At 66.5% G+C, this 19,985-nt stretch carries 17 protein-coding genes and 1 tRNA gene; 10 read left to right on the top strand and 8 right to left on the bottom strand.

Annotated elements, in window-relative coordinates; all coding sequences use genetic code 11:
- Positions 1 to 4: 4 nt before the first annotated feature.
- The 3 genes from VAE53_RS10955 to VAE53_RS10965 all read left to right on the top strand — a co-directional run bounded on the left by VAE53_RS10955 (position 5) and on the right by VAE53_RS10965 (position 3,212).
- The gene (locus VAE53_RS10955) at positions 5 to 1,618 is read left to right on the top strand and encodes a CHAD domain-containing protein (RefSeq protein ID WP_322819414.1); all 1,614 of its coding nucleotides are present in this window, start codon (positions 5 to 7) and stop codon (positions 1,616 to 1,618) included.
- A 110-nt stretch (positions 1,619 to 1,728) separates the two neighbouring features.
- Complete coding sequence (sucD, locus tag VAE53_RS10960; RefSeq protein WP_322819413.1) at positions 1,729 to 2,616, top strand: succinate--CoA ligase subunit alpha; 888 nt, start codon at positions 1,729 to 1,731, stop codon at positions 2,614 to 2,616.
- Positions 2,617 to 2,825: 209 nt separating this feature from the next.
- Positions 2,826 to 3,212, top strand: coding sequence for a hypothetical protein (locus tag VAE53_RS10965; RefSeq protein ID WP_322819412.1), 387 nt, complete (start codon positions 2,826 to 2,828; stop codon positions 3,210 to 3,212).
- Positions 3,213 to 3,464: 252 nt separating this feature from the next.
- Here VAE53_RS10965 and VAE53_RS10970 read toward each other — a convergent pair.
- Positions 3,465 to 3,541: transfer RNA gene (locus tag VAE53_RS10970), tRNA-Val, on the bottom strand.
- Positions 3,542 to 3,623: 82 nt separating this feature from the next.
- On the opposite strand from VAE53_RS10970, the gene VAE53_RS10975 reads away from it, so the two are divergent.
- The 3 genes from VAE53_RS10975 to VAE53_RS10985 all read left to right on the top strand — a co-directional run bounded on the left by VAE53_RS10975 (position 3,624) and on the right by VAE53_RS10985 (position 6,296).
- Positions 3,624 to 4,832: a class I SAM-dependent RNA methyltransferase gene (locus VAE53_RS10975; RefSeq protein WP_322819411.1), complete on the top strand. Its 1,209-nt coding sequence runs from the start codon at positions 3,624 to 3,626 to the stop codon at positions 4,830 to 4,832.
- Positions 4,829 to 5,446 (top strand): Maf family protein, encoded by a 618-nt coding sequence (locus tag VAE53_RS10980; protein WP_322819410.1) that lies wholly within the window; start codon positions 4,829 to 4,831, stop codon positions 5,444 to 5,446. Before VAE53_RS10975 ends, VAE53_RS10980 begins: the two co-directional genes overlap by 4 nt.
- Positions 5,447 to 5,537: 91 nt before the next feature.
- Complete coding sequence (locus VAE53_RS10985; RefSeq protein WP_322819409.1) at positions 5,538 to 6,296, top strand: response regulator transcription factor; 759 nt, start codon at positions 5,538 to 5,540, stop codon at positions 6,294 to 6,296.
- A 1-nt stretch (position 6,297) separates the two neighbouring features.
- On the opposite strand, the gene VAE53_RS10990 is transcribed toward VAE53_RS10985, so the two are convergent.
- Both VAE53_RS10990 and VAE53_RS10995 read right to left on the bottom strand, forming a co-directional pair.
- Positions 6,298 to 7,722, bottom strand: a complete 1,425-nt coding sequence (locus tag VAE53_RS10990) for a CoA-binding protein (RefSeq protein WP_322819408.1) — start codon at positions 7,720 to 7,722, stop codon at positions 6,298 to 6,300.
- Between the two features lie 31 nt (positions 7,723 to 7,753).
- Positions 7,754 to 8,452: an acetate--CoA ligase family protein gene (locus tag VAE53_RS10995; RefSeq protein ID WP_322819407.1), complete on the bottom strand. Its 699-nt coding sequence runs from the start codon at positions 8,450 to 8,452 to the stop codon at positions 7,754 to 7,756.
- Between the two features lie 101 nt (positions 8,453 to 8,553).
- On the opposite strand from VAE53_RS10995, the gene VAE53_RS11000 reads away from it, so the two are divergent.
- Positions 8,554 to 10,092, top strand: coding sequence for a GMC family oxidoreductase N-terminal domain-containing protein (locus tag VAE53_RS11000; RefSeq protein ID WP_322819406.1), 1,539 nt, complete (start codon positions 8,554 to 8,556; stop codon positions 10,090 to 10,092).
- Positions 10,093 to 10,108: 16 nt separating this feature from the next.
- Here VAE53_RS11000 and VAE53_RS11005 read toward each other — a convergent pair whose 3' ends face one another.
- Both VAE53_RS11005 and VAE53_RS11010 read right to left on the bottom strand, forming a co-directional pair.
- Entirely contained in the window at positions 10,109 to 10,507 is a 399-nt protein-coding gene (locus VAE53_RS11005; protein WP_322819405.1) for a hypothetical protein, read from the bottom strand.
- 117 nt (positions 10,508 to 10,624) lie between these two features.
- Positions 10,625 to 11,821, bottom strand: a complete 1,197-nt coding sequence (locus VAE53_RS11010) for an aminotransferase class I/II-fold pyridoxal phosphate-dependent enzyme (RefSeq protein ID WP_322819404.1) — start codon at positions 11,819 to 11,821, stop codon at positions 10,625 to 10,627.
- A 283-nt stretch (positions 11,822 to 12,104) separates the two neighbouring features.
- On the opposite strand from VAE53_RS11010, the gene VAE53_RS11015 reads away from it, so the two are divergent.
- Together VAE53_RS11015 and VAE53_RS11020 are read left to right on the top strand one after the other, a co-directional pair.
- Positions 12,105 to 13,643, top strand: a complete 1,539-nt coding sequence (locus VAE53_RS11015) for a class I SAM-dependent methyltransferase (protein ID WP_322819403.1) — start codon at positions 12,105 to 12,107, stop codon at positions 13,641 to 13,643.
- A gap of 31 nt (positions 13,644 to 13,674) precedes the next feature.
- A complete protein-coding gene (locus tag VAE53_RS11020) occupies positions 13,675 to 15,078 on the top strand; it encodes an amidase (protein WP_322819402.1) in 1,404 nt (467 codons plus the stop codon).
- A 6-nt stretch (positions 15,079 to 15,084) separates the two neighbouring features.
- On the opposite strand, the gene VAE53_RS11025 is transcribed toward VAE53_RS11020, so the two are convergent.
- Genes VAE53_RS11025 through gatC form a run of 3 tightly spaced genes read right to left on the bottom strand, consistent with a single transcriptional unit; the run spans position 15,085 to position 17,433 of the window.
- On the bottom strand, positions 15,085 to 15,627 hold the full coding sequence (locus tag VAE53_RS11025; protein ID WP_322819401.1) for a restriction endonuclease: 543 nt from the start codon (positions 15,625 to 15,627) through the stop codon (positions 15,085 to 15,087).
- Positions 15,628 to 15,679: 52 nt separating this feature from the next.
- Positions 15,680 to 17,149, bottom strand: coding sequence for an Asp-tRNA(Asn)/Glu-tRNA(Gln) amidotransferase subunit GatA (gene gatA, locus VAE53_RS11030; protein WP_322819400.1), 1,470 nt, complete (start codon positions 17,147 to 17,149; stop codon positions 15,680 to 15,682).
- Positions 17,146 to 17,433 carry an Asp-tRNA(Asn)/Glu-tRNA(Gln) amidotransferase subunit GatC gene (gene gatC, locus VAE53_RS11035; RefSeq protein WP_322819399.1) on the bottom strand — a complete coding sequence of 96 codons (288 nt, stop codon included), beginning with the start codon at positions 17,431 to 17,433 and terminating at the stop codon, positions 17,146 to 17,148. Before gatC ends, gatA begins: the two co-directional genes overlap by 4 nt.
- 117 nt (positions 17,434 to 17,550) lie before the next feature.
- Here gatC and VAE53_RS11040 point away from each other — a divergent pair.
- On the top strand, positions 17,551 to 19,985 hold a 2,435-nt coding region (locus VAE53_RS11040), incomplete at its 3' end, for a transglycosylase domain-containing protein (protein ID WP_322819398.1).

A 19,985-nucleotide genomic window follows, 5' to 3' on the forward strand; every position in this document is an offset into this window, starting at 1 on the left:
CCGCGTGACCCCGAAGAACCTCGAAATCGAGTGGCAGTTCGCAGCGCTCGATACCCGTCCCGTCCTCAGGTGGCTGCAAACGCAACCCCTGCCCGGTTTCACCGTCGAACCCGAAGGAACCCAAACACTCGACGACACCTACCTCGACACACCCGACTGGCGCATTCACCGCGCCGGCTACACCTGCCGCGTGCGCAGGAAAAACACCACCGCCGAGCTCACCCTCAAGTCGATGGCCGAAGCCTCCGAAGGCATCCGTACCCGCCGCGAAATCACCGCCGAGCTCGCCGAGCCCGACGCCGACCCACGCACCGCGCCCGGTGAAGCCGGAGAAGCCCTGCGTGCCCTCTGTGGACGCCACCCCCTCGTCCCCCTCTTCCGCCTCCTCACCACCCGCCAGAGGTTCCGCCTCGACGATGGCGCCGGGACGCTCGCCGAAATCGCCCTCGACGACACCACCATCCCAGTCGCCGGCGACGAACCCGTTCGCATCGCACGCGTCGAAGTCGAAGTCCAATCCGAGGCCCTCGAACGCACACGCCCCTTCGTCGACGCCCTCGTGGCCGCCTGTAGCCTCGGGCCGGCCTCCACATCCAAATTCGAAGCGGCCCTCGTCGCCACGGGCCAGCGCCCACCCGAACCCCCCTCGTTCGGCCCCGAAACCGTCGAAACCACCATGACCGCGGCGCAGGTCGCTTTCGCCGTCCTTCGTCGCCAGTTCCGCGTCTTCCTCCAAAACGAGCCTGGCACCCGCCTCGGAGAGGACATCGAAGCCCTCCACGACATGCGCGTCGCAACCCGCCGCCTCCGCGCAGCGATGTCCACCTTCCGCCCCTTCCTCTCCCCCCGCACCCTCGCCTTCCGCGACGAATTTGGCCTCGTCGCCCGTGCACTCGGCGAAGTCCGCGACCTCGATGTCCAGCTCGAACGGATGGCCGAGTGGCGCACCGCCTTTCCTCCCGAACGCGCCCACGTGCTCGATAGCATCGAGACCCTCCTCCTCCGCCGCCGAAAGGCCGCGCGCAAGCGGATGCTCCAAGTGCTCGATTCCCGCCGCTACGAACGCCTCTGCGCGCGCTTCGGCGCGGTCCTCCACACCGGCCCACCCAAGTCATTCGCCGCCGGCCGCGTCCCGGCCCTCGCCGTCGCCCCCGACCTCGTCGAGCGGCGCTACCGCAAAGTCCGCAAACTCGGCGACCGCATCCGCAAATCCTCCCCGCCCGAGGCGTACCACCTTCTCCGCATCGAGGCCAAAAAGCTGCGCTACGCCCTCGAATTCGTCGGAAACGGCCTCTACGGCAAACCGGCACTCGAGTTCAGCGCCCGAGTCACCGCTCTCCAAGACCTCCTCGGCCTCCACCAAGACGCCTACGTCGCCATCGACATGCTCGAAGATCTCGCCTCAACGGCCGGCCGCCGGCTGCCGCCCGAAACCCTCATGGCCATGGGAATGCTCGCCGAACGTTACCGCACCCAGGCCCAAGAGCTCCGCGCCCGATTCCCCACCGTCTACCGCCAGCTGCGTGGCACCGAGTGGAAAAAGCTCCTCCGCCTCATGGAGGCACAGCGGCCACAGCCGATCGCCCACATCCCGTCACCACCCGCAGATCGCCCCTAGGCCTACCAGCAGGTATCCTTCCCCTCCGGGCATCCGAACCCATGCCGGCCCCGGTCGAAATAACGCTCCGGGCCCGCAAACGGAAATCGCGCCACCCGGGATTTCGCCATATGGCAGTGCTCGTCGATCAGAACACCCGCCTCCTGGTGCAAGGCATCGGCACCGAAGGCGCCAACCACATGCGCCGCTCCATCGCCTACGGCACCAACGTCGTCGCCGCCATCCATCCCAAGCGCGGCGGCGAGCAGCAGGATGGCGTCCCTATCTTCACCACCGTCGACCAGGCCGTCCGCGAAACCGGCGCCAACGTCAGCATCATCTTTGTCCCCGCCCCGGGCGCCGCCGATGCCATCCTCGAAGCAGCTGCTGCCAAGATTCCCCTCATCGTCTGCATCACCGAAGGCATCCCCGTCCTCGACATGGTCCGCGTCAAGGCGGCCCTCCAGTCCAGCGGAAGCATCCTCATCGGCCCTAACTGCCCCGGCGTCATCACCCCCGGCACCAGAACCCGCGTCGGCATCATGCCCGGCGACGTCTTCATGCCTGGCCGGGTCGGCGTCGTCAGTCGGTCCGGCACCCTCGTCTACGAAGTCGTCGCCCAGCTCACCGCCCAAGGCATCGGTCAGAGCACCTGCATCGGCGTCGGCGGCGACCCCATCATCGGCACGCGCCAGGCCGAGGCCGTTCGCATGCTCAACGAAGACCCCGATACCGATGCCATCGTCCTCGTCGGCGAAATCGGCGGGTCCGCCGAACAGGAGGCAGCCGCCTACATCCGCTCCCACGTCGAGAAACCCGTCGTCGCCTTCATCGCCGGCGCGACCGCACCCCCAGGCCGCCGCATGGGGCACGCCGGCGCCATCATCTCCGGAGAGGACGGCAAAGCCGAGAACAAAAAGGCAGCCCTGCGCGCCGCCGGCGCCGTCGTATCCGACTCCCCCGCCGACATCGGAACCACGATGAAGCGCTTGCTGACCGAACGAGGCCTCGTTCGCTAGCTTCCGCCACCCTCGATTCGGTCTATCGTCCTGCGGCCGACCCCCCTTCCACCGCAGCGTCCCCACGCCGGGGCCGCCCAGACGTTCCGTTCGTTCCAATCATGTTACGTTTTCCAGCCCATCCCCTGGCTTGCCCACCAACCCGAACACCGTCGGCTACCATTCACCCAGCGCCATGCCGAGCAAGGCACAGCGCGGGAGGTGCCGACGTGGAAGCGCTCGAAGCCAGCGAGCCCCGGTTCGTCGATTCACTCCTCGGTGCCGTTCATCGCCTCGAAGTCGCCCGAGAGCCCCGCGCCATCCGGGAAGCCATCCGTGACTGTGCGCTCGCCATCGAATTCCGCCTCGACACCCTCGCCCGCGAACTCGAACCGTCACGCGGGCAGCTCGACCCTTCCCTCGTACCTGCCGGCCGCGCCGTCGAACAGGTCCTCCGCGAGGTGCTGATCGAAGCCTGGCGGCTACTCGAAGCCGGCGATGACGCCCTCGCCGACCGCCCCCGCCTCGCGTCGTTCGCGCGGGCAGCCACGCGCGCAGCGCAACGGGAAGCAGCCTTCGCCTTCGCTCAGCTCGCCCTGCCCGAAGCCCTCGATTAGCCTACCCTCGCCGAACTCCAGAACGTCAACCAGTTCCCCGCTAGGTCCTCGACGGTGAATTCGTTTTTCCCCCACGACCGCTCCGCGAGCGGGTCGAGCACGCGCACGCCTGCCCCGACCACTCGCTCCCACATCCCTTGCAAATCTTCAGCCTCTACCTTCCGGTCGCATTCCACGCCCCGCAGCCCAGCTCTGCGCACCCAACCAAAGCGGCCGGCATACCGCCGGCCGTCAGACACTCAGTGCGTGGGATGGTGGGCGATACTGGATTCGAACCAGTGACCTCTGCGATGTCAACGCAGCGCTCTAACCATCTGAGCTAACCGCCCACGGTAGCCAAAAGCATACGCCCGCCAACCGCTAATCGCCAGCCTCTCGCGTGTGGCGAAGTACACCCCTAACCTGAAACCTATGCCCCGACGCGGTCACCGCTGGAAAACGCCCTCCGAGCCAATCACGCTCACCTTGCGCGCCGAGAGCCTCGTCTTCGGCGGCGCCTCCCTCGCCCACGCACCCGATGGCCGGGTCGCCTTCCTCTGGTTCGCGATCCCAGGCGAGCTCGTCGAAGCCACCGTCGAACGCGAATACCCCGACTACCTCGAGGCCGTTACCACCCGCGTCCTCGAACCCTCCCCCGAACGCATCGCCCCCCGTTGCCCGCTCTTCGGCGAATGCGGCGGTTGCCAGCTCCAGCACATCGCCTACGAAGCCCAAGTCCGCCTGAAGGAAGCCGTCGTTCGAGAGCAGCTGGAACGAATCGGGCGGCTCGACCCTGGAGTCGTCCGCCCGATCGTCCCAGCCACGGAACCTTGGGCTTACCGCAACCACCTGCGATTCTCCACCGGCAAAAAATTCGGCCATATCGGCTTCATCTCACGACGTGGGCACGGGCTCCTCCAAGTCGAAAACTGCCCCATCGCCGACCCGTGGGTCAACGATCTCCTCCCCAAGCTCCAAGGGCATGGCGCCGGACTCCACCAGGTGCAGGTGCGCCACTCCGCAGCTACCGGCTCGTTCCTCGTCAACCCCGCAATCCCCGGAGTCGATATCCCAACAGGCCAAACCAGTTACCTCGAGCGGCTCGCCGGCCACGATTTCGTCGTCAGCGCCTCCGCCTTCTTCCAAGTCAACACAGCCCAAGCCGAAGAGCTTGTCCGCCTCGTTGGCGAAGCCCTCCCGCCCCGCGGCCACCTCCTCGTCGATGCCTTCGCTGGCGTCGGAACCTTCGCCAGAATCTTCGCCGACCGCTTCGACTCCGTCATCGCGATCGAAGAATCCAACAGCGCCGCCCGCGATGCCAAGGTCAACCTCCGCTCGGTCCGAAACGCCCATATTCGCATCGGAAAAGTCGAAGAAATCCTCCCCACATTCGAGGACTACCCAGACGCCGTCGTGCTCGACCCGCCCCGGCCCGGCTGCGCCCCACCCGTGCTCGCCGCGATCTGTCGGTTCCGGCCCGGAACCGTCGTCTACGTCTCCTGCAACCCGGCAACGCTCGCGCGCGACCTCCGCGTGCTCGTCGATGGAGGGTACCGCCTCACCGCCGTCACACCCCTCGACATGTTCCCCCAAACCGGGCACATCGAATGCGTCAGCCGGCTGGAGTGGCCCGCAGAATGACCCGCCGCGTCGTCCTCGCCTCCGCCTCCCCCCGTCGCCGCGAGCTCCTCGACGCCCTCCTCTCCGAATTCGACGTCGAAGCAGCCGAAATCCCAGAGGATCTCTCCGGCGACGCCATCGATTGCGCGCGCCAACTCGCCTATGCCAAGGCCGAGGCCGTCGCTCGCCACCACCCGGCCGCCGTCGTCATCGGATGCGATACCGTCGTCTTTCGCGGCCTCAAACTCTACGGCAAGCCCACCACCGTCCCCGAAGCCATCGCCATGCTCCGCGAACTGCGCGGCCGAGCTCACCAGGTCGTCACTGCCGTCACCCTGATCGGCCCCGAAGGCACCGCCATCGACCACGAGGTCTCCACCGTCCTCATGGCCAACCTCGCCGACGAAATCCTCGAGGCCTACGCCGCCTCCGGCCGAACGCTCGACAAGGCCGGCGGATACGCCATCCAACACGACGACGTCCAGCCCGTCGAGCGGCTCGAAGGCTGCTACTGCGCCGTCATGGGGCTCCCCCTTTGGACACTCCACCGGCTGCTCGAACTCTTCGGCTGCGCGCCAAAGCGCCCGGACGAGCGCCACGCCCGCTGCGCAGCCTGTCCTGCGCGCCCACGCTGAGGCTCCGAGCCCCTCTTGGCACCCGGCGCCGGAAGCGTAGACTTGCGCTCTGCATGCGGGGTGTAGGTTCCACCTCGCGGGAGTTCGTTGCATGAGCAATAGCCGCTCGCTCGGGAGGGGGAGCCCCGCTGGCGGTTCGCGGCCCATCCGCGTGCTCGTCGTCGATGACCATGCCGTCATCAGGCAAGGCCTCCGCATGCTGCTCGAAACCCAAGCCGAAATCGAAGTCGTCGCCGACTGCGAAAACGGCCGCGAAGCACTCCTCGCCGTCCAGCGCCTGCGACCCGATGTCGTCCTCATGGACGTGGTCATGCCCGGACTCAATGGCATCGAAGCCACACGCCAAGTCAAACGGGCATCCTCCGCCACCAAAGTCGTCATCCTCTCTGGCTTCGTCGACGAAGAACAAATCGTCGGCGCCATCCGAGCGGGCGCCGCAGGCTATCTCGTCAAGAACTCCGACGTCTCCGAGCTCCTTCTCGCCATCCAGACCGTCCACCGCGGCAACCAGTACTTCTCGGCAGCACTCTCCGACGGTTTCGATATCGCCGAGCTCCAGCTACAGGCTCGCCGGCCTGGAGCCAAGAGCTCGCTCGAAAACCTCACCCCCCGCGAGCGCGAAGTACTTCAACTCATCGCCGAAGGACGCACGAACCAACAGATCGCCGACGAACTGGTGGTCAGCGTCAAAACCGTCGAAGCCCACAAGGCCCACATCATGGAAAAACTCAAAGCCCGCTCGCGAACCGACCTCATCCGCTACGCCCTCAAGCGCGGCATCGTCAGGCTCGAGAGCGTCGACGAAGCCGAGCGCAGCCTCACCAACCTCGGTGGTGCCGCCGAGGGATAGCTCAGCCGTTCGCTCGCGCGTAATCCAGCGCCCGTCGATACGCCGCAGCCGCCCGTTCGAAGCTCGCGAACACCGGTACCCCCGCCTCGTTGAACTTTCCCTGGATACTGGCAACGTATTCAGCCTCGTGCGCCGGATGGAGAATCGCCACCAACGGCTTTTGCGAACGTTCGATGTGGTTCGCCAAGGTCCGAATCGTCGCCTCCAACGTCTCCGGCTTCGCCTTCCACTGTCGCGCAGCGAACATCGCCGATAGCTCCATTGCCATCCCGTCTACGTTCGGGTCGCCATCGACAATGCGCAGAATGCGATCCAGCGTCTCCATGTTCCCCTGAATCGTTCCCGCCATGTCGAGCGGGTTTTGGTAACTCCCGCCCACGATGTTGAAAAACTCCCCCAGAGCCGCGTACGTCGCATCCGCGAACCTCGGTACCCGAAGCCCCGCTTTCGCAAACGCATCCGTCATCGAAACCGACTGACCACCCGTCTGCGCGAGCAAGGCCATCCCATCTCCGCCCGGCGTCCGCGCCCGAAGGAGCATCTTCATCACATCTATCGTCTCGTCGAGATTGTTCGTCGTGATGGCGCCACATTGGCGCATCATCCCGTCCCACACCGCCTGCGGCGCCGCCAGCGAGCCCGTATGCGACATCGTCGCTCGCGCACCAGCCTCCGTCTGGCCACCCTTCCAGACCACCACCGGCTTCCGTCGGCAAGCTTCGCGCAGCGTCTCGAAAAAGCGTCGCCCGTCCTTCACACCTTCCACGTACATCCCGATCACTCGCGTCTCGTCATCCAGCATCAGGTACTCCAAGTAGTCCGAGACATCGAGCACGATCGCATTGCCAATCGAGGCACACTTGCTCACGAACATCCCGTTCGCCGCTGCCACCAGACTGAACATAATTCCGTGCGTCCCCGACTGACTCAGAAATCCGATCTCGCCCACATCGGTCACCGGGGCATCGGCGCTGAAGCGCACCCCCGCCTTCGGCAGATACAGGCCCATGCAGTTCGGGCCAACAAGGTTGAAGTCCCCCTCTCGCGCCATCGCCGCCAGCTGATCCTGGAGCCGGATCCCCAGCTCCTCACCCGTCTCCGCGAACCCCGACGTAAAGAACGCCGCCCCTCCCGCCCCCGCAGCGATCAGGTCCTTCAAAACGAACGGCGAAACCTGACGCGGCACCGCCACCAGCGCGTAATCGATCGGCTCTGGAATATCGAGCACCGACCTGAAATTCCGAACCCCGAGCGCCTCGATACCCGGAATCTCCTTCTCGTCCAGCTGCACCGAGTACAACCGACCGCCGCGCTCCGTCAGCGGAAGATTGTTGTGGAGCCACATGTATCCGGGCCCCTTGTCGCCGATCACAGCCACCACCTTCGGGTTGAACATCCGGTCCAGCCGGTGACCCGGAACGGCCATCTCGCACTCCTCCCGGCGGCTCCGCCGCGCCTCAGTTCTCGCTCACCACGATCCGGGCATCCACCGCAAGGGCACCGTCCGGGTAGGCGAATACCGGGTTCAAATCCAGTTCCCGCACCTCCGGGTGCCGCTCCACGAACTCCGAAACCTTCAGGATCGTCCGCTTCAGCGCCTCGATATCGGCAGGCGGCTGCCCGCGCACCCCGGAGAGCACCGGCCGCCCCTTGATTTCGTCGATCATCTGCTGGGCGTCTTTCTCCTCCAGCGGCACCAGGCGGAACGACACATCCTTCAGCACCTCCACCATGATGCCCCCCAGCCCGAACATCATCACCGGCCCGAATTGCGGGTCCATCGTCATCCCCACGATCACCTCCGTCCCTTGCGGCGCCATGTGCTGCACCGCCACCCCCAGGATCCGCGCCCCTGGCACCGCCCGTTGCGCATCGGCCACGATCTCGTCGAACGCAGCGGCCACCTCCTCCGTATCCCGAAGGTTCAGCCTCACCCCGCCCACATCGGATTTATGAGCAATGTCCGGCGAAACCACCTTCAACACCACCGGATAGCCAACCTCAGCCGCACGCGCCTGGGCCTCCTCACGCGTCCGGGCCAAGAGCGTCGGCGCCACCGGCACCCCGGCCTCCTCTAGAACCGACTTCGCCTCGACCTCGGTCAGCAGCGTGCGCCCCTCTGCGCGCACCTGCGCAAGTACGGAATCGAACGACATGCCTGCCTCGCGGAAACGACGTAGTGTGGCCGGATTGTACGGGAACCCGCGCGTGCGTCCTACCGCCCCACCGGCTACGCTCCCGCCGCGGAGGCAGCACCATGAACCAACCGTACGACATCGTCATCGTCGGCGCCGGGTCCTCCGGCGCCGCCATCGCCGCCCGGGCAAGCGAAGACCCACGCCGCTCCGTCCTCCTCCTCGAGGCCGGACCCGACTACCCCGACCTCGCCCACCTCCCCTTCGACCTCCTCAATAGCCATAACAACTCCTACACCGCCCACGATTGGGGCCTCGCCTACCAGCCCACCGCCGCCGGACGCTCCGCACCCTTCCCCCGAGGCCGCGTCACCGGCGGCTCCAGTGCCGTCAACACCACCATCGCCCTGCGTGGCCTCCCCGAGGACTACGACGCCTGGGCCGCCGCGGGCAACCCCGAGTGGTCGTGGGACCGCGTACTCCCCGCCTTTCGCCGACTCGAACGGGACCTCGACTTCGGCGACCGCCCCTACCACGGCAACGCCGGACCCATCACCATCCGCCGCTACCAATGGGACGAACTGACGGCCGTCCATCAGGCATGGCTCGAAACCGCCGACCAACTCGGCTACCCCCGCTGCGACGATGCCAACGACCCATCCAGCTGGGGAGCCGGACCCCACCCCATGAACAAAATCGGCCGCCTCCGGATCTCGACAGCCATCGGCTACCTTGCGCCGGCCCGCGCCCGCCCCAACCTCACCATCCAACCCAACACCCTCGTTCGCCGAATCCTCTTCCAGCGCAACCGCGCCATCGGCCTCGAAGTCGAACGTAACGGTTCGGTCGAAACCTACCAGTGCCGCCTGGCCATCCTCTCGGCCGGCGCGATTCACTCACCGGCGATCCTCCTCCGCTCGGGCATCGGCCCCGCCCAAGAGCTTACCCGGCTCGGCGTCGAACCCATTCACGCCGCCGAGGGCGTCGGTACCCGCTTGAGCGATCATCCGGCGCTCGCCGTCGTTGCCACCGTCCGCGACCCCTCCATCCTCGACCCCGACCAGCCAATCGTCCAGACGATCCTGCGCTATACCGCTCCCGATAGCCCGTACCGCAACGACCTCCAGATCGAAGCCTTCTCGTTTTCCCCCCGCGGAAGCCGCCTCGAAACCATCGCCGTCGCCGCCGTCCTCGAACAGGTCAACGGGCGGGGCCGCCTCCGCCTCCCCTCCGCCGAACCGCACACCCCGCCAACCATCGAGAACCACTTCTGCGAAGACCCCGAAGATCGGCGCCGACTCGCAGTCTCCTTCCGCCATGCCCTCACCTTCGTCACCACCGGCCCCCTCGCACGGCTCGTCGACCGCGTCGTCTTCCCCGACCTCTCGCGCCCCCTGAGCGAAGAAGCCCTCGACCGCCTCCTCCTCCGGTTCGCCGCCAGCGGTTACCACCCATGCTCCACCGCACCGATGGGCCCGCCCACCGACACCCACGCCGTCGTCGACCAGTACGGCCGTGCCTACGGCGTCGAGGGCCTCGTCGTCGCCGACGCCAGCATCATGCCCACAGTCCCGCGCGCGAACACCAACCTCACAAGCATCATGATCGGCGAAATGGTCGGCGAATGGGTTCGAACGCGCCCCGAGCTCTACGGCCTCTGAGCCCGACCGCTACCAGCTACTCGACAACGATCCGCCCGGTCGCTGGGCCGCACTGATACGGGTAGCTCACGCCCGCCTGGTCGAAGTCCCGCTGGTACTCCCCGCTGGTCTGCGCCGGCGACGAAACACCGGCCAGCATGATAGCGATCGGACTCGACGTATTCTCCCACTTCCAAACCACCCGCGTGCGCGCCTTGATGGTCACCTGCGCCGGCTCGCATCCCTGATCGGTCACCCTGATCTCCTGCACCGGTCGCTCGACGGGTGCCTCCGTCGCATTCACGTTCGGATTGACGTTCTCCAGCTTCACATCCGAAGTACCGTTCCCCCCGCCGCCGCAGGCCATCGCCGCCAGCGCCACACCACCCAGCACCACGCCCAACCAAACCCGTATGCCGGGCATCTCGATTGTCATGGCCTCCTCCTGTCGACCTATCGATGGCGCCGCATCCTACCATCGGCCAACCCTATCCTGCCCAAGTAGTTCAGGAGGCGTTCGCTATCTCCGCAACCTTGGCGTCGAGCCCTCCGCTCAACCGCTCCGATGCCGCTGCACGAACCGCCCAACCCGCTCCAGCGCACGTTCGATTTGCTCGTAACTGCTCGCGTAGCAGGCCCGGACGTGCCCCTCGCCGCAGGCACCGAAGGCACTGCCCGGTACCACCGCCACCCGTTCCTCCGCGAGCAGCAGCTCGCTGAACTCCAGGCTCGTCATTCCCGTCACCCGAATGTCCGGGAACGCGTAAAACGCACCCCGTGGCTCGAACGTCGGAAGCCCCACCGCGCGGAACCCGTCCACGATCAGCCGCCGCCGACGGTTGTACTCCGTCACCATCTCCGCAACGAATGCCTCCCCCTCCTCCAGCGCCGCGAGCGCCGCGAACTGCGATGCCGTCGGCGCCGACATCATCACGTACTGATGGACCTTCATCATCGCCTCGGCCATCGGCGCCGGCGCCGCAACCCACCCCAGCCGCCAGCCAGTCATCGCGTAAGCCTTGCTGAATCCCCCGAGGAGCACCGTCCGCTCGCGCATCCCCGGCAACGAGGCAAAGCACGTGTGCTCCCCTTCGTACGTCATCCGGTCGTAGAGTTCGTCACTGATCACCGCTAAGTCGTACCGCTCCACCACCTCCGCGATCGCCTCCAGGTCCCCCCGCGACATCGTCGCACCAGTGGGATTCGCCGGAAACCCCAGCAGCAGCACCCGCGATGCCGCCGTAATCTCCCCCTCCAGGTCCGCCGGGAGCAGCCGAAAATCATCCTCCGACCGCGTCGGTACCGGTTGGAACACCCCGCCCGCCATCACCGTCACCGGCATGTACGCAACATAACTTGGGTCGGCGCACAACACCCCATCCCCCGGGTCGACCAACGCCCGCATCGCAATGTCCAGCCCCTCGCTCGACCCGCACGTAATCACGATCTCCGCCCGCGGGTCGTACCGCACGCCATAGAGCCGCTCCAGGTGAGCGGCCAATCGCTCCCTCAGCTCGATAAGGCCATAGTTCGACGTGTAATGCGTGTCGCCCCGTTCGATGCTCGCGATCGCCGCCCGTCGGAACGGTTCCGGCGTCACATAGTCCGGCTCCCCGACACCGAGCGAAATCACATCCTCGATCGTGCTCAGGAGGTCGAAAAACCGTCGGATACCGCTTGGCGGAACCGCCTGCACCCGTCGCGAAATGTAACGTGCCGGCGAAGATGGGGTCGTCGTGTCAGCGGTCATCGTGCTGCTCCTCGTTTGCCCCCGCCAGCCATTCCTACCGGGAAAGGCCGCCCCGGGGGCGGCCTTCCTGCTGGAGTACTCGACGTACGGCTCCGACCGCCACCCTCACCGGCGCGCACGCGCAGCAGCCGCCGCAGCAGCAGCCAGGAACGCAGCGAGGGAGGTCGAAGGAACCATCGCCCCTAACTCTCACGGCTCCCGTTCATAACGTCAATACCAGGATTTCCCCCCATCCCCCGCCGCTCGCCCCCCGTTTTTCCCCCGCCCTACACTGGAAGCCGACGTGTCGGTCATCAGTTACGACGCCATCCCCTACGAAGGCACCGCCGTCGAAGCGTCTCACCCTCGGCGCCTCGCTGCGCTCGGCCGCCTCTTCGGCATCGAGACCCCACCGCCCTCCACCGCCCGCATCCTCGAAATCGGCTCGGCCGTCGGCGAAAACCTCAACGCCATCGCCGCCAGCCTCCCTCGTGCCACCTGTCTCGGCATCGACAACGCCCCCCGCCAAGTCCAGTTCGCGCGCGCCGTGGCCGCCCGCCTCGGCCTCGCCAACGTTCGATTCGAAGTCCTCGACATCATGGACGCCGGCCCAGATCTCGGCACCTTCGACTACGTCATCGCCCACGGCGTCTACTCCTGGGTCGAAGAACCCGTCCGCGACCGCCTCCTCCGCCTCTGCCGCGAACTCCTCGCACCCAACGGCATCGCCTTCGTCAGCTACAACTGCTACCCCGGCTGGTACCTCCGCCAGCCCCTCCGCGAACTCATGGTTTTCTCCACACGCCAACTCCAGGCCCAGCCCGGACAGCTCGTCGCCCACGCCCGCGCGATGGCCGAAATCGTCGTGCGCACCGCGCTCGATCTCGAAGCCCGCCTCCCCGGCGGCCCCCTTTACGCCCAAGTGCTCGCCCGCGAACTCGCATTCATCACCGAGCGTCCGGACGACTACCTCGCCCACGAACACCTCGAGCCAACCAACGCGCCGGTCTACCTCGCCGACTTCGTCCGCCACGCAGGCACCCACGGGCTCCAGTATCTCGGTGACGCCTGGCCCCTCCGCATGGCCCTCCCCGATCTCGCCAGAAACGTCGCCGCCGAATTCCAAGCCCTCGCGCCCGGCCCCGTCGAGCGCGAACAGCTCCTCGACTTCGTCCACGGTCGAACCTTTCGAGAGTCCCTCCTCTGCCACATCGACCGGGACCTCGGCCGCCCGCCATCGCCCCGGCGCCTCCACGGCCTCGCACTCCGCCTCCTCGGCGACTTCATCGGCCCCGGAGAAGACCGCTACGACCCGGTCCTTCCCAAACTCCTTCACCCCGGCGGCCTCCTCGCCATCCGCCACCGCGACCTGCTCACCGCGCTACACCGCCTCGCAGAGCGCCGTCCAGCAGCAGTGCCCGTCGACGAGCTCGCCGAGCTCGTCGGCCCCGACCAATTCTGGGCCGATACCGCGCCCCGCCTTCTGCGCCTCTTCCTTCAGGGCGGTCTCCAACTCGAGGCCGAACCCGTCCCCATCCCATCCACGCCAGGCCCACGTCCCCGCGCCTTCGCCATGGCCCGCGACCAGGCCCTCCGCGACGACACCATGCCCGTCGCGCTCACCCACGCCGTCCACGACGTCCCGCCGCTGCCGCTCGCCCTCCTGCCGTACCTCGACGGCAGCCGCACTCTCGACGACCTTGCCGAACTCGTCGTCAACGTCCTTGCGCCCAGCAACCAGGATGACGCCATCCGGGCCGCCGGAGTATCCTTCGCCACCGCCCGCGTTGCCGTCGCCGGTGCCCTCGCCTGGCTCGCGCGGCGCGGATTCCTCGAACACTGACGTCGTCCCATCGCAACCGCCGGAGCCGACCGTGACCGACCCCACCGCCCTCACCCTCGCCGAAGCCTCCCGTGCCATCGCTCGCCGCGACCTTTCGCCCCACGAGCTCACCCGCGCCTGCCTCGAACGAATCGAACGGCTCAATCCCCGCCTCAACGCTTTCGTCCTCGTCACCGCCGAGCGTGCCCTGCAGGACGCCGCACGCGCCGAACAGGAGCTGCTCGCCGGTCACTACCGCGGCCCCCTCCACGGCGTGCCAGTCGCCTTCAAAGACCTCTACGACACCGCGGGCGTCGAGACCGCGGCCGGCTCCGCCGTCCTCCGCGGCCGCGTGCCATCCAGCGACGCCACCGTGGTCCGCCGCCTCCTCGACGCCGGCGCCATCATGCTGGGGAAAACCAACACCCACGAATTCGCCTGGGGAACGACCACCAACAACCCCCATACCGGCCCCACCCGCAACCCGTGGGGCCACGACCGCATCCCCGGCGGCTCCAGCGGCGGTTCCGGGGCGGCAGTCGCCGCATCCCTCTGTCCCGTCGCCCTCGGGACCGACACCGGCGGCAGCATCCGCATCCCGGCCGCACTCTGTGGCTGCGTCGGCCTGAAGCCGACGTACGGCCGGGTCAGCCGCGCAGGCATCGTCCCCATGTCATGGCGGTTCGACCACGCAGGACCACTCGCCCGGACCGTCGAGGACGTCGCCATCGTCCTCGACATCATTTCCGGCTACGACCCTGCCGATTTCGCCACCGTTCCCCTTCCCCAGGTCGACCACCGCCAAGCGCTCATTCCCGACATCAGAGGGCTTCGGATCGGCGTCCCCCGCGACCAATTCTTCAGCCTGCTCGACCCTGAGGTCATCGTGGCCGTCGAAGAAGCCCTCGAGGTGCTCCGCAGCCTCGGCGCCATCGTCGAAGACATCGATCCCGGCTTCACCCGCGAAGACGTGGTCTCCGCCTGGCGCCTCGTCAACGTCGAAGGCCGGCTCCACCACGCGCCCTACCTCGAAAAAAACCCCGAAGCCTACAGCGAAGAACTGCGCAACATCCTCCTCCAGCCACTCCCCGAACCCCTCGATCTCTCGGCCGCCTACCTCGCCAGCTACCGCGTCGCCGAGGCCCTCCGCCACACCCTCGCCCAAGTCGACCTGCTCGTCACACCGACCACCATGCGCCCCGCCTCCCTCATCGGCGAAGACCCCGTCGAAGTCGAAGGCGTCCAGCTCAGCACCGGCGCAGCCTTCGCCTCGCTCACCATGCCGTTCAACATCGGAGGCATACCCGCCATCAGCATCCCGTGCGGATTCAGCAGCGAGGGCCTGCCCATCGGCCTCCAGCTCGCAGCTCGCCCCTTCGACGAAGCGACACTCCTGCGTGCCGCCTTCGCCTATGAATGTGCGACCGACTGGCACCGGAAGGCGCCGACACTCTGAGCCCGCTCATCCGAGCAGCGGCCGACCACCGGCGACATCGGTCACAAGGCTCGCATCGACTACCACCATCCGAGGCGTACCAGCGAGCCCCCCAGCCCACTCCCGCGCGGCCGGAGAAACGCGGCCCGTCGTAACGAGCACCGCCAACGTCGCACCCCCGGCCACCGCCGCCCCGTAAAGGTCACGGACCGTCGACGCACCGACCGTCCCGCCCTCCCCCAACCGCTTGCACTGCACGAACGCCGTTTCGCGCCCCCGCCTCGCAACCAGGTCGACCCCGCCGTCTCGCGGTCCCCCTGTGCGCTCCACGCGCCAGCCGTCTCGCCGGAGCCAAACCGCCACCTCCGCCTCGAACGCCTCCGGTGCCATCGCCCGCAACCCCTCCAGGGTCCTTCGCGCGGCCCGCCGCCGCGCCGCCGTCGCGAACCGAAAGAGAACCAGCACCGCCCCCACCGATGCCCCGGCCGCACCAGCCCAGCGTAGCCCTGCCGGATCCCACCACACGACGGCAAGGCCCAAAACGAACGCCAAACCAATCGCGCGCATCATCGTCCCCGGCACCTAACCTGCCGGCCGACGATGCCCGCCGGCACCGTCCGCGTCAGCTCCCCCCGACAGGCGCGAGCAGGTTGCGAAATCCGCTCGCCTGCTCGTACGCATGGGCTACCTGCAGAATCCGCCCCTCGTCGAAAAAGTTCCCGATAATCTGCATCCCGACCGGCAACCCATCGCTAAAACCGCACGGCACGCTCACCGCCGGCAGCCCCGCCACCGACGCAGGCAGCGTATAAATATCGTTCAAGTACATCGCGAACGGATCGTCGACCTTCGCGCCGATAGGAAACGCCACCGTCGGCGACGTCGGCGTAATCAGCACATCGTACCGCTCGAACGCAGCCGCGAACTCCCGACTGATCAGCGTCCGCACCTTCTGCGCCTTCAGATAATAAGCGTCGTAATAGCCCGCGCTCAGCGCATACGTCCCCAGCATGATGCGGCGCTTCACCTCGTTCCCGAAGCCCTTCGCCCGAGTTTGCTCCATGTTCTCCCACATCGAAGGGGCCGAGCGGTCGCTGAACCCATACTTCACACCGTCGTATCGCGCCAGGTTCGCCGAAGCCTCGCTCGGAGCGATGATGTAATACACCGCCAGCGCATGCTCCGTGCTTGGCAGCGACACCTCCCTATCGATCTCCGCTCCCAACGACGCCAGCACCGCCAGCGCCTCCTCGATTCGCGCCGCAACCCCGGGCTCCATCCCGCTGACGAAGTATTCCTTCGGCACCCCAATCCGCATCCCCCGGATGTCCCTCCCCAGATAGTGGCGCAGATCGGGCATCGGCTCCGGATTCGTCGTGCTATCGCGCGGATCGTGCCCACCGATGCAATCCAGCATCGTCGCCACATCCTCGACGTCCCGTCCGATCGGTCCCACCTGATCGAGCGAGCTCCCGAACGCGACAATGCCGTAGCGGCTCACGCGCCCATACGTCGGGTCGAGCCCAACCTGCCCACAGAGCGCAGCCGGCTGCCGAATCGAGCCGCCAGTGTCGCTCCCCAGCGAAACCAAGCATTCCCCCGCAGCGACCGCCGCCGCCGACCCGCCCGACGAGCCGCCAGGAACCAGCTCCAGATTCCAAGGATTCCGCGTCGGACCGAAAGCCGAATGCTCCGTCGAAGATCCCATCGCGAACTCGTCCATGTTGCACTTCCCTACCATCACCGCACCCGCGCGCCGTAAGTTCTCGTACACATGGCTGTCATACGGTGGGATGAAGTTCTCCAGCATCCTCGACCCCGCCGTCGTCCGGACACCCTTCGTGACAATCAAATCCTTCACACCGACCGGAATGCCCGTCAGTGGCGTCGCCGCACCCGCCGCGAGCTTCGCATCCGCCTCGCGCGCCTGCTCCAGCGCGAGCTCCGCCGTCAGCGTGATGTACGCGTTCACCATCGGCTCGACCTCGGCCACCCGCTCGAGGACTGCCTCCGTCAGCTCGACGCTCGTAAACTCCCGGCGACGCAGCCCCTCGTGCGCCTCGTGCGCCGTCAGCCTCCATAGCTCGCTCATTCCAGTACCGCCCGCACCCGGAAATACCCATCCTCCACAACGGGCGCATTCGCAAGCACCTCGTCACGCGGAAGCGAAGGCTCGACAACGTCCTCACGCATCACATTCGCCAACGGAAGCGGGTGGGCCGTCGGTTCGATGCCTTCCGTGTCCACCGCAGCGAGCGCTTCGAAATGGTCCAGGATGGTCGAAAGCTGAGCCCGGAACCGCTCCACCTCGTCCGCGTTCAGCGCGATCCGGGCCAGCCGAGCGATATGCAACACCTCTTCACGAGTCAGCGCCATGCCGTCAAGAATAGGGGAAGCCGGCCTTACCTGCCGCCATACTGCCTGTAGCCGCCTTCTGCTACCCTCAACCCCGATGCCACGCATCCGCCCCGGGCGCGCAGGGGGTGCCCGCCCATGAACAACATCGTCGTCCGTCGTCGCCTCCGCGAGCGGCGCCGCAACGGAAGCAACCGCGCACGCCCCCTGCTCATCGCCCTCCTCGCCCTCGTCGGGCTCGGCGCTATCGGCGCGGCAGCCGCCTTCGGCGCACTCTTCACCGTGTACAACTCCTACGCTCGCGACTACGTCCCCATCGAGCAAAAACTCCTCGAAGTCTCGTCCATTCCCACCGAGATTTACGACCGCAACGGTCCCGAAGGTGGCGTCCTCCTCGCTACCCTCTCCAACCCCAATGCCCAGCTCCTCGACCCAGTGACCCTTGACCAGATCTCGCCCTGGATGATCGAGGCCACCATCTCCACCGAGGACAACTCCTTCTGGTCGCACCCAGGTGTCAACCTCAAAGGCCTCATCCGTGCCGCCTACGAAAACTACATCCTCAACGAGTTCGGCTCCGGCACAGGCGGCTCCTCCATCACCCAGCAGCTCATCAAGAACGTCTACATCTGCCCTGCCGTCTCCGAGGACGGCGACACGCGAAACGCCTGCGTGACGGCCGAACGAACCCTCGACCGCAAGCTCCGCGAGATCGCCTACGCCATCGAGCTCGAGCGCGACTACACCAAAGAACAAATCCTCACCTGGTACCTCAACCAGATCAGCTACGCCGATCGCTACATCGGCGTCGAAGCAGCCGCCCAAGGCTACTTCCGCAAGCCCGCCAAAGACCTGACCCTTGCCGAAGCCGCCCTCCTCGCCGGCATCCCCCAGGCTCCCACCACCTACCACCCCCGACTCAACTGCATCAAGAACGATAGCGGCGAATGCATCGTCGACGAGCTCGGCAGAGGCACCGTTGGCGGTGAAGCCAAAGAACGACAGGAAGCCGTCATCGACCTCATGGTCCGGCACGGCCGCATCACCCCCGAGCAAGCAGCCGCTGCCAAATCCGAGGAGATCCGCGTCTACCTCGGCTCCAACCCGCAGCGCGCCGAGGCCTTCGTCGATAACCAGGTCGAACCCCGCCTCGTCCGCATGTGCGAGGCGGGAATCCTCGAAAAGCTCCCTGCCGCGCCCGATTGCAAGTCCAGCGTCCACATGGCCGGCTACAAAGTCACCGCCACGCTCGACTGGCAACTCACCGAGAAAGCCATGGAAATGGCTCGCGGATTCATCGCCGCTGGCCTCGAAGCCGGGTGCGAATGCTACAACGCTGCCATCGTCACTATCGAACCATCCACCGGCCAAGTCATCGTCTACGCCCCCAATCGTGACCCCTCATACCGCTCCGATCGCCGCGTCGCCGGCGATATCGACCAACTCAACGAGATCAACCAGCCCGGCTCGTCCTTCAAGCCCGCCGTCTACCTCACCTGGTTCGACGTGCTCACCAAGGCTCCCATGAGCATCTTCTGGGATACCAGCCCCCTCACCGTCGAAGGAACCGCAATCGAAAACCCTCGCCGCGATGCAGACAAAACCGAAGGGCTCATCTCGGCCCGCGCCGCACTCGGCGGTTCCCAAAACGTCCCTGCCTTCCGCGCCGCACAAGAAGCCGGCATCGACAACGTCATCGCCATGGCCAAAGCCCTCGGCATCACGACCCTCGAACAACGGTTCGACCCAACATTCCGTTCCCATCCGGATGTCACCTACGGCGCATCCATCGCCACCGGCGGAGCCAACATCCGCGCCATCGACATGGCCTACATGGACGCCACCATCGCCAACATGGGGAAAATGGTCGGCGTCCCCACACTTGCCAAATACGTCAAAGTGAGCGATCTCAAGAGCACGGCCCTCGATACCGGCGCCGATTACGAACTCGCCCTCGAACAGAAACTCCTCTTCCAAAAAGGGTATCTCCGGATTCAGGGCACCCGCGAACTCGACCCGGTGGTCATCCTCGAAGTGCGCGACAAAGAGGGTCGAGTCATCTTCCGCCAGGGCGAACCAGAGACGCGCCAGGTCGTCAACGCCGGCTCCGTCTGGCTCCTCCACAGCATCATGTCCGATTGCACCGCCCGCTTCATCATCTGGGTTTGCGGTGGCAGCAACAACGACCTCGGCCTCGACTTCTTCGCCAACGGCCAACGCATCCCTTCAGGTGTCAAGACCGGAACCCAGCAGGGCCCCGGCTCCGCCGCCGAAACCCTCGAAACGTGGATGACTGGCTACAGTCGCCACGCCGCCACCGCGGTCTGGGTCGGCAACGCCACCAACGAACTCGTCAACGACCGCCAGTTCGCCGCTGCCAACACCACCGTCCGCCTCTGGAAAAACTGGATGGGCTACTACCACGAAGCCCTCGCCGCCCGCGGCGTCCCCGACATCGGCAAGGGCTTCGCCGACCTCCAACCCCCCAACGTCGCACAACGCGAATTCCAGACCCCCGCAACCGACCGTAACCTCGGCCCCGATTTCAAGTACTGCGACCAGGTCGTCACCGC

It is taken from the genome of Tepidiforma sp. (genome assembly GCF_034432735.1).
GTDB lineage: Bacteria > Chloroflexota > Dehalococcoidia > Tepidiformales > Tepidiformaceae > Tepidiforma.